The organism is Halomicronema sp. CCY15110 (genome assembly GCF_016888165.1).
GTDB lineage: Bacteria > Cyanobacteriota > Cyanobacteriia > Phormidesmidales > Phormidesmidaceae > Halomicronema.
This window is the reverse complement of sequence record NZ_JACSWC010000115.1, coordinates 1-9,210: the sequence shown is the minus strand read 5'-3', so window position 1 is coordinate 9,210 and position 9,210 is coordinate 1. Positions and strand designations below refer to the sequence as shown.

Genomic DNA, 9,210 nt, shown 5'->3' with positions numbered 1-9,210 from the left:
ATCACGCCGTTTAACTGGGAAATTGAGTTTCCAGAGGTGTTTGATCGGGAGAATCCGGGGTTTGATGCGATCGTGGGAAATCCGCCTTTTGCAGGAAAGAACACAATCATTCATGGAAATCCAGAAGGTTATTTAGAGTGGATTAAGGAAATCCATCCTGAATCTCATGGGAATTCCGATTTGGTAGCTCATTTCTTCCGAAGAGCTTTTACTTTGATTCGAGAAAGAGGAAGCTATGGTCTTATTGCCACGAACACTATTGCCCAAGGCGATACTAGAAGCACGGGCTTACGTTTTATCTGTAATAATGGCGGTTCTATTTATAGTGCTCAAAAGCGGGTTAAGTGGCCTGGTTTAGCCGCAGTTGTTATCAGCGTAATAAATATATTCAAGGGAGATTATTTAGGTAAAAAGTTTATAAATGAACGTATGGAAAGCTCTATTTCTGCCTTTCTGTTTCATGCTGGTGGTCACGATGATCCAGAAACTTTGCAAGCAAATAAAGATAGAAGTTTCATTGGAAGCATGATTTATGGTTCTGGATTTACTTTTGATAACTCTAAACCTGAAGCTACTTCTTTAGAAGAAATGTCTCGGTTGATTGAAAGGGATTCTCGCAATGCTGAAATAATATTTCCATATATCGGTGGTGAAGAAGTCAATTCTAGTCCCACACAATCCCATCATCGATACGTGATTAACTTTGCTGAAAAGACTGAAGCTGAAGCTCGCGAATATCCAGATTTAATGTCGATAGTTGAGGGCAAAGTGAAGCCTGAAAGGGAAAGGCTTGGAGATAACTCAGATGCACTGAGACGTAAGCAGAAATGGTGGCTTTGGGGAAGATATACTCCTGCTTTGTTTAAAGCTATCGCTCAATGTGAGAGAGTTTTATTTCATGCAAATATATCTCAGAATTTAGGTTTTGCATTTATCCCAGCCCAAACAGTCGTTGCGGCTCCTCACAATGTTTTTGTGATTGAACACTATGCAGGTTTCTGTTCATTACAATCTCGTGTTCATGAGATTTGGACTCGATTTTTCGGTTCGTCCATGAAAGACGATCTTCGTTACACACCTTCTATCTGCTTTGAAACCTTCCCCTTCCCTGAAAACTGGGAAACCGACCCCACCCTCGAAGCAATCGGCAAAGCCTACTACGAATACCGCGCCGACCTCATGGTGCGAAACAACCAGGGCCTCACCGACACCTACAACCGCTTCCACGACCCCGACGAACGCGACCCCGACATCCTCCAACTCCGCGACCTGCATGAACAAATGGATCGCGCCGTCCTCAACGCCTACGGCTGGCCCGACATCGACACCACCTGCGGCTTCGCCCTTGACTACCTCGACGCCGACCCCGACGACCTCCCCCCCGAGGCCCAAGACCGCATCGCCTCCGGCGACCTCTTCTTCCCCACCCCCGACGAAGCCGCCGCCTTCGACAGCCTGGTGCGTACTGGCAAGCGCAAACTCCCCTGGCGCTACCGCTGGCCCGAAGCCATCCACGACGAAGTCCTCGCCCGCCTCCTCGACCTCAACCAGCAGCGCCACCTCGAAGAAGTGCGCGGACACAAGGCAGCGGGCACCCTAGAAAAGGGGAAAGCCAAAGGCACCCGTACCAAAAAGACATCTCCCAAACCCCAAACCAACGCCCCCACCATCCCCGGCTTAGACCTTTGACCATTGCCCCCTCTATTCAGTCACCCTTGTAAGAGGCACCCGACCATGACCGACGCCACCACCCCCCGCAAAGTCAAACAGCTCGCCAAAAAGAACCGCTGGATTGCCGGACTGCTCACGCTGTTCATCACTCCCGCAGGCTACCTGTACACCGGGCGCAAAAAGCTGGCTTTAATCACGCTGGTAATTTGGTTGCCGCTGATCATGGCACCCGAAGATAACGATACCCTCAGCACCCTTCTAGGATTTCTCATCATTGGGGCCACAGTCGAAAATGTGATTGCCATTAACCGAGCCAAAGCGATCGCCAAAGAATTAGGCGTCGATGTCGAACAAGCGGAAGAAATCAGCGATTTAAGAATTGAACTGCTCAAACTCGTGCAGCAAAAAGGCCCCGTCACCATGGCCGACTGCGTTATCCAAACGGGCCAAGACGTCGATGAGATTCGCGCTGTGCTCGTCAAGCTAGAGAGCCAAGACCTGGTGCGATCGGGCAACCGCGATAGCGACGGTGCCGTCGTCTACACCATCGTTTAGTAGCGCCTCGAAACCTCGCACCCTCCCATTTGACTCATCTGTCTGCTGGCTCGAAACCAACCATCAATTTTTGCCAGGGCGATCGACGACGAAGACCACACTTCTTTATACAGTCCGTCAGTCCATGCCTCAAACAAAGTTCCCCCACCCCAAGCCAAAGCCCCTACCATTCCCGGTCTTGAAATCTGGGAGCTAATATCTCTTGTTTCTATGCAATTTTAATTTGAATAAAATTCAGTTCCAATACAGACTTAATCTCTTGAAAAGGGTGTTATGACAACAACCACAACCACCACTCTATTTTCAGTTAAAGATCCCGAAAAACTAGCCGAGAAGGAAATACCTATTACGCTATTTCTTTCATTCTTGCTGCCGCCTGTTGGTTATATCTATACAGGCCGGCAGGATATGTGCATCTTCATGCTTTTCTTCTTCTTAACACCTTTAGTTATTGCGTCTTTTCTGTTGTATGAATATCCATTTTCAGTAATTGGATCTGTGTTTGTACTCATGGTAATGCTGTCAATGGTTTTCTCTTGTTTTGAAAACACTTATCAACTCTTTAAAGCCAGGCTTCAACGTTGGCAAAAGAATAGAGAGTTTAATAAAGTAGCTTTAGAACTTGCAAAAGCAGAGCTTCAAGAGGATGGGAGAATTATTGAAATCGTCAGAATTTTAAGAGAAGCAACTCTTGGGGATATCGTTATTCATACTGGAATTGGAATGGATAAAGCAGAGCAAATTGTCCGAGAGTGCGAGAAAAAGGAATTTTTGTTGGCAAAACTTCGTTTAGAAGATGGTGTAACCCTATATTACGTGCCCTAACCTAGTGCCGCTAACCTTACTCACTGAGAGCCAGCCCCATGTCCCTCCAACTCACTATCGAATACCCCGACACCTTCCCCGATGCCCTCGGTCGCACCCGCGAACAATTCGAGCAAGAAGCCAAGTGGGCCATGGCCGTCAAACTCTATGAGCTAAGGCGCCTCTCTTCCGGCATGGCGGCAGCGCTGCTGGGGTGCGATCGCGTCACCTTTTTGCTCAAACTCGCCGAGTATGACGTGCCCGTGATCGACCTCACCGAGGAAGAACTGCGATCTGATATGGCCACAGCCTGAAAAATCCCTGAGTGAATGCAAAGTCCCCATGAACACCAAACTCGTAGAATCTCTCGTCGAAGCGGTGCAGTCCTTACCCCCCGAGGACTACGCCCTCTTTCAAACTACCCTGAGCGATCGCCTGGTGCGCAAAACCCCAGGCGTTGCAGGTGGTCACGCCTGCATTCGCAGCACCCGCATCGCGGTGTGGACGCTTATCTCCCTCCAACAACAGGGAGCCGATGATGCTGAACTGCTGCACAACTTTCCCGGCCTTACCCCCTTAGATTTAGTCGCCACACGGGCATACTACGTCGGCCATGCCGAGGAAATCGACAACCTGATTGCCTCCCACCCAGCTGAGGAGGCCGGGGAAGTCATTTCAGCGTCAGCCCAGCGGATGGAGGTTTAAGCCAATGTCAGAACTAAGCAATCGTGAAATCCAAGCCTTGCTCCAAGCCCGGAAAAACGAGATTCTGGCGATCGCCGCCCGGCATGGAGCCTACAACATCCGCGTATTTGGTTCGGTAGCCCGTGCCGAAGCCACCGCCACCAGTGACATTGATCTGCTCGTCGATTATGACCCGGCCAAGCGCAGCCCCTGGTTTCCAGTCGGTTTTGTGCAAGAGCTAGAAGCCTTGCTCAATCACAAAGTCGATGTCGCCACTCCCGCCATGCTCAAAGAGCGCATTCGCGATCGCGTGCTGCAGGAGGCGACGCCGCTATGAGGCGAGATGACGAACGGCTGCGAGACATGTTGGAGGCGATCGCCGCGATGGACGATATCGAAGCTGTAGGAGGAAGCACCATGGCAATTCTGACAATTCAGCTAAATTAAACGCCTACTGCTAACCCTACTCACCGGGAGTAAGCCCCATGTCCCTCCAACTTACTATCGAATACCCCGACACCTTCCCCGATGCCCTCGGTCGCACCCGCGAACAATTCGAACAAGAAGCCAAGTGGGCCATGGCCGTCAAACTCTATGAGCTTAAACGCCTCTCTTCCGGCATGGCGGCGGCCCTGCTGGGGTGCGATCGCGTCACCTTTTTGCTCAAACTTGCGGACTATGACGTGCCCATGATTGACCTCACCGAAGAAGAACTGCGATCGGATGTGGCCAATGCCTGAGACTACCGAAATCGTCATCAACACCTCACCCCTCATTGCCCTGGTCGCTGCTTGGGGTGATCTCAAGCCCTTAGCCACGCTGTATCAGCAAGTTTGGGTGCCATTAGAGGTCTGCCAAGAAGTGTCGCGGGGTGGGGCCAATCAGTTTGCCGTAGCTGAATTTGAGCAGGCGACCTGGCTCAAAAAACAAACCCAACCTCAAACCATCTCTCCCTTTCTCCTGAATGCCCTGGATTTGGGAGAAGCCGCCGTGATTCAGCTCGCCCTGCATCAGAAGATTGCTACGGTCTGCATCGACGAAGCGGTCGGTCGTCGGATGGCGCGGCTGAGTGGCTTGAGTTTAACCGGATCAGTGGGAATTCTACTAAAAGCAAAAAATCAGGATGCGTCGTTGTCCGTCAGGACAGCCATTGACAACATGCTCAACCGCAACATTCGCCTGAGCTCAACCGTAATCAACTTTGCCCTGACCCAAGCAGGCGAATTGGATTAACTTTCCGAAGGCTTGGAAACTGTCGCCATCAAGGAATCTGACTCGTGACAACCTCCGCTGACATTCGCGCCACTCTCGTCGATGCCCTAAACATCGACCTCGTCGGCCCCTCCCCCAACGACACCACCCATGCCGAGGAAGTGCTCAAACAAGCCCCCTCCAAGTGGTATCTCACCGGCTTTTTGGCTCCCTTCGGTGCGCCGCCCGAAATCCGCTCCGACGACGACAGCGACGACGACCTCCCCGAAGAAGTCACCCTAACCGACACCAGTGAAGACAGCCAGACGCCCGACAAACCCGCAGCCCGCAAAGCCCTCTTCCCCTCCTCCATGGGGCTGAGCTTTCTCGTTTCTGCCGCCACCCAGACCGTCGAAGCGACGGTCACCTGGGGCGACTATCTGCCCATCGAGCCTAGCGTCGAAGCCGCCTTTGAAGACGACCCAAAAGAGCGGAGCAAGCGCAAGAAAAAGCCGGAACACTGGCAACGGGTGCCCCAGCAAGTCGTCATGCCAGTGGACATCAAAGAAAGTCCAGAACCCTACGCCCTTGATATTCCGCGCGGCAGCGGCCTCAACCTGGTCGTGACCTGTCGCCCCGTCTGCGGCGACCAGTTCCCCCATGGCACTCAATCTGTCTCCATCTTTTTGGTGAACTACCGACAGGCCACTAAGGGCGATCGCGACGCGACTTTTGCTTTCCAAACTCATCTCTGCCTTAAATGTGCCGAAGGCTTTGTCCCTCGCTCCGACCCGCGTGGTTACAACACGACCGATCCAGACGAGGCGATCGCCGCGCTGCAATATCGTGAAGATTATGAGTTTGCCGTCGGTCACAATGTGTCCGCGATCGCCCACGGCGTAGAGGGCAACCGCTGCACCGACATCTGCACCACCTGGATACCCACCGCCGAAGTGCCCCGAGTCGCCCCCACCCCTCTCCCCAATGTGAAGCTGGGCATGGAAGCACTCGCCGCCGCACCCGACTACCTGACCGTGCGCGGCATGATCGGCCCCCTGGTGACCCAATATCGCGCCTGGATCGAGACCCAACGCGTGGTCGCGATTCATCCTCAGGAAGCTGCTAACGTCGCCAAACATTTGATGGATCAGGCCAGCCACGCCTGCGATCGCATCGAAGCGGGTCTCAAATCCCTCGAAGATCCCCAGGTGCTAGAAGCCTTCAAGCTGATGAACCGGGTAATTGCGATCGGGCGACGGCGGCAGCTCAGCCAAGAATTAGGACAACCGCCAGAAAGCTTCGAGCCGCCAGCGTGGCGACCGTTTCAGCTCGCCTTCATTTTGCTGAATCTAGTCGGCATTGCCGAACCGGAGGCCAAAGACCGGGAAACCGTAGATCTGCTCTTCTTCCCCACCGGCGGTGGTAAAACCGAAGCCTATCTGGGGCTCGCAGCCTTTACCCTCGTGTTACGACGGCTCCACAATCCTGGCATTCAGTCGGCTGGGGTGAGCATCCTCATGCGCTACACCCTCCGACTGCTGACCCTCGACCAGCTAGAGCGCGCCTCTCGTCTCATCTGCGCCCTAGAACTAGAACGGCAAAAAGCCCCTGACAAATTGGGCACCTGGCCCTTCGAGATTGGCCTGTGGGTCGGGCAAAGCGCCACGCCCAATCGCATGGGCAAACGCGGCGACAAAGACGACTATGCCGCCCGTTCTCGGACCCTCGCCTTCAAAGCCGACAGCAAGAGCAAACCGTCCCCGATTCCCCTGGAAAAATGCCCCTGGTGCGGTGAAAAGTTCACTACCAATTCTTTCCAACTGCTGCCAAATGAGGACACCCCAAAAAACCTGAAGGTCATGTGCGTCAATCGCGACTGTGACTTCCGCAGTCGCAATCCCCTGCCCATTCTTGCCGTCGATGAGCCGATCTATCGGCGTCTACCCTGCTTCATCATCGCCACCGTCGATAAGTTTGCGGGGCTGCCCTGGGTCGGCCAGACCGGAAATCTCTTTGGTCGCGTCACCCATTACCAAGACAAAGAAGGCTTCTATGGTCCCGGCGATGCCACCAAAGCCGGGCGCTCCTTAGACGGATTTCTGCCGCCCCCTGATCTGATCATTCAGGACGAGCTGCATCTGATTTCGGGGCCACTGGGCACGATGGTGGGGTTGTATGAAACTGCGATCGATGCTTTGTGCAGTCGTGACGGGGCGAACGGCCAAGCCATCCGCCCGAAAGTCATCGCCTCCACCGCCACCGTGCGGCGCGCCCAAAACCAAATTCAGGCGCTCTTTGGCCGCAGCCAGGTCGATATCTTTCCGCCCCCTGGCCCCGATCGCCATGACTCCTTTTTTGCCAAAACCGATTTCGAGTCACCAGGACGCTTATACCTGGGAGTAGCAGCCCAAGGACGCAGCCTTAAGGTGGTGCTCCTCAAGACTTATCTGCCTTTGCTCGCTGCTGCGCAAAAACAATGGGACATCGCGAGGGAACAGAAACTCAAGCCCAACCCGGCAGATCCCTACATGACGCTAATGGGCTACTTCAACTCTCTGCGGGAGTTGGGGGGCAGCCGCCGCATCGTGGAAGACGAAGTCAATTCCCGATTGACGCGATACCACGAGCACCTGCGAGAAGGTGAGCTAGTCGGTCCCTTCCAGGGGCGCAAAATCGACGAAGAACCCGAAGAACTGACCTCGCGGGTCGGGACTGACAAGATTGCTAATACCAAGCGCCGCCTTGCCTTACCCTTCAGCGATAAAGAGCGGGTGGACGTGGCACTGGCCACCAACATGATTTCCGTGGGGCTCGATATTGTGCGATTGGGCCTAATGGTGGTGCTGGGGCAACCCAAGACCGCCGCCGAATACATTCAATCTACCAGCCGGGTAGGACGAGATCCCAGTCGGCCCGGCCTGGTGGTGACCCTGATGAACATTCACCGCCCCCGCGATCGCTCCCACTACGAACGCTTTCAGACCTGGCACAACAGTTTTTACCGCGCCGTCGAAGCCACCAGCGTTACCCCCTTCTCTCCCCGCGCCCTCGATCGCGGCCTCGCTGGCGTCACCGTGGCTCTTGCTCGGCTCGGCGTCCCGGAGATGACCACGCCCTTGGGCGCATCCAACATCACCGACCAGCGAGCTGCCGTTGAAGCCATGGTAGAGACGATTGCCCGTCGCGCAGAAGGACATTGCCGGATGGATAACGCAACCTCTAGTGCGCTGAGGACGAGCGTGCGCAGTCAAGTCATCGACCTGCTCGACAACTGGGAGCGCATCTACCAACGCAACCAACGACTGCAATATCAGAAAGAAACCGACCTGGCAGCGCCCCTGCTAGTCGATCCCTTTGATCCAGAGGCTGATAAAAAGCCCCGGGACGAGCAAAAATTCACAACCCAGCGCAGTATGCGTGACGTAGAAGCTACGGTCAATCTCTGGATTCGTGACCCATTCAGCCTGGAAGATGTGGAGGCCGGAAACTAATGGCAAAGTCTAACAAGTCTCAACGCAAGCCTAACGGCGAACTCCGCCAAAGCCAGTTGCTGACCACTTTTGGTCCCGGCTCCATGGTGGATTTGCCGGAGCGATCGGTCATCATTTCCGGCCTCACTTTTTGGAAAGGCGACAAACAATATATCCGAGAAGAACGTCTTGCCTACAAAGTCGCCAAAAGCCTGCAGGACAAAATTCCCGAAGGGCAAGAAATTCAGCTTTATTCACCGCCTCGCCAATCGAACGATCCCAAAGCGGGCCATACTGGCATTGATGCCTTTGTGTTTCCCACCTGGTTCCTAGCTCAGGTAGACCGGACTTTTGAGCGAGAAGGCAAAGTCTATCGTACGCGCCCGTTGGTTTCCTGGGGGGCAGTTAAAGGGGGGCTGAACTTTGAAGGCAAGCGAGTCCCTGCCGTCCCAGTGCGCTTTGTGCAAGCCTGCACCAATGGGCACCTGAGCGATATCAACTGGAATGTCTTTGCTCATGATGACTTCGATGCTAAGTGTCGCGGTCAACTCTGGCTCGATGAAGCGGGCTCTGGCAACGACTTCGAGGAAATCTTTGTGCGTTGCGAACAATGCGGCCAGCGCCGCCCGCTGTCCCAGGCGAAAGTGCCCAACTCCAAAGTCTTGGGAGCCTGTAGCGGTCACCGCCCCTGGTTAGGTCCCAGAGGACATGAACCCTGTCGGCGCAGCAAAATTTCGGCTGAGACCGGCGATCGCATCGAAACCGATCAGCCAGAATACAATCGCCTGCTGGTGCGATCGGCCAGCAACGCCTACTTCAGCCAGATTCTCAGCGT

General features: G+C 54.2%; 9 protein-coding genes and 1 pseudogene. All 10 read left to right on the top strand.

The features are described from left to right. Window positions 1-1,689, top strand: a 1,689-nt coding sequence (locus JUK32_RS01730) for a BREX-1 system adenine-specific DNA-methyltransferase PglX (protein WP_239112227.1), incomplete at its 5' end; no start/stop codon positions are given. A 45-nt stretch (window positions 1,690-1,734) separates the two neighbouring features. Next, window positions 1,735-2,226 (top strand): hypothetical protein, encoded by a 492-nt coding sequence (locus tag JUK32_RS01725; RefSeq protein WP_204137127.1) that lies wholly within the window; start codon window positions 1,735-1,737, stop codon window positions 2,224-2,226. Window positions 2,227-2,499: 273 nt separating this feature from the next. Continuing rightward, window positions 2,500-3,051 (top strand): hypothetical protein, encoded by a 552-nt coding sequence (locus JUK32_RS01720; protein WP_204137126.1) that lies wholly within the window; start codon window positions 2,500-2,502, stop codon window positions 3,049-3,051. Between the two features lie 38 nt (window positions 3,052-3,089). After that, complete coding sequence (locus JUK32_RS01715; protein ID WP_204137125.1) at window positions 3,090-3,344, top strand: UPF0175 family protein; 255 nt, start codon at window positions 3,090-3,092, stop codon at window positions 3,342-3,344. Between the two features lie 28 nt (window positions 3,345-3,372). Beyond that, the gene (locus JUK32_RS01710; RefSeq protein ID WP_204137124.1) at window positions 3,373-3,735 is read left to right on the top strand and encodes a DUF433 domain-containing protein; all 363 of its coding nucleotides are present in this window, start codon (window positions 3,373-3,375) and stop codon (window positions 3,733-3,735) included. 4 nt (window positions 3,736-3,739) lie between these two features. Further along, the gene (locus JUK32_RS01705; RefSeq protein WP_204137123.1) at window positions 3,740-4,051 is read left to right on the top strand and encodes a nucleotidyltransferase family protein; all 312 of its coding nucleotides are present in this window, start codon (window positions 3,740-3,742) and stop codon (window positions 4,049-4,051) included. Window positions 4,052-4,199: 148 nt separating this feature from the next. After that, complete coding sequence (locus JUK32_RS01700; protein WP_204137122.1) at window positions 4,200-4,454, top strand: UPF0175 family protein; 255 nt, start codon at window positions 4,200-4,202, stop codon at window positions 4,452-4,454. Next, the gene (locus tag JUK32_RS01695; protein WP_204137121.1) at window positions 4,447-4,947 is read left to right on the top strand and encodes a DUF3368 domain-containing protein; all 501 of its coding nucleotides are present in this window, start codon (window positions 4,447-4,449) and stop codon (window positions 4,945-4,947) included. Before JUK32_RS01700 ends, JUK32_RS01695 begins: the two co-directional genes overlap by 8 nt. A 44-nt stretch (window positions 4,948-4,991) precedes the next feature. Further along, the gene (gene drmA / locus JUK32_RS01690; protein ID WP_204137120.1) at window positions 4,992-8,396 is read left to right on the top strand and encodes a DISARM system helicase DrmA; all 3,405 of its coding nucleotides are present in this window, start codon (window positions 4,992-4,994) and stop codon (window positions 8,394-8,396) included. Next, window positions 8,396-9,210 (top strand): annotated as a pseudogene (locus tag JUK32_RS01685) (hypothetical protein); the annotation flags it as partial. The gene drmA and the pseudogene JUK32_RS01685, both read left to right, overlap by 1 nt.

Excerpts from the sequence above, each read along its gene's own strand:
- JUK32_RS01725 (WP_204137127.1), top strand. The coding sequence starts at position 1,735 with ATGACCGACGCCACCACCCCCCGCAAAGTCAAACAGCTCGCCAAAAAG.
- JUK32_RS01720 (WP_204137126.1), top strand. The coding sequence starts at position 2,500 with ATGACAACAACCACAACCACCACTCTATTTTCAGTTAAAGATCCCGAA.
- JUK32_RS01715 (WP_204137125.1), top strand. The coding sequence starts at position 3,090 with ATGTCCCTCCAACTCACTATCGAATACCCCGACACCTTCCCCGATGCC.
- JUK32_RS01710 (WP_204137124.1), top strand. The coding sequence starts at position 3,373 with ATGAACACCAAACTCGTAGAATCTCTCGTCGAAGCGGTGCAGTCCTTA.
- JUK32_RS01705 (WP_204137123.1), top strand. The coding sequence starts at position 3,740 with ATGTCAGAACTAAGCAATCGTGAAATCCAAGCCTTGCTCCAAGCCCGG.
- JUK32_RS01700 (WP_204137122.1), top strand. The coding sequence starts at position 4,200 with ATGTCCCTCCAACTTACTATCGAATACCCCGACACCTTCCCCGATGCC.
- JUK32_RS01695 (WP_204137121.1), top strand. The coding sequence starts at position 4,447 with ATGCCTGAGACTACCGAAATCGTCATCAACACCTCACCCCTCATTGCC.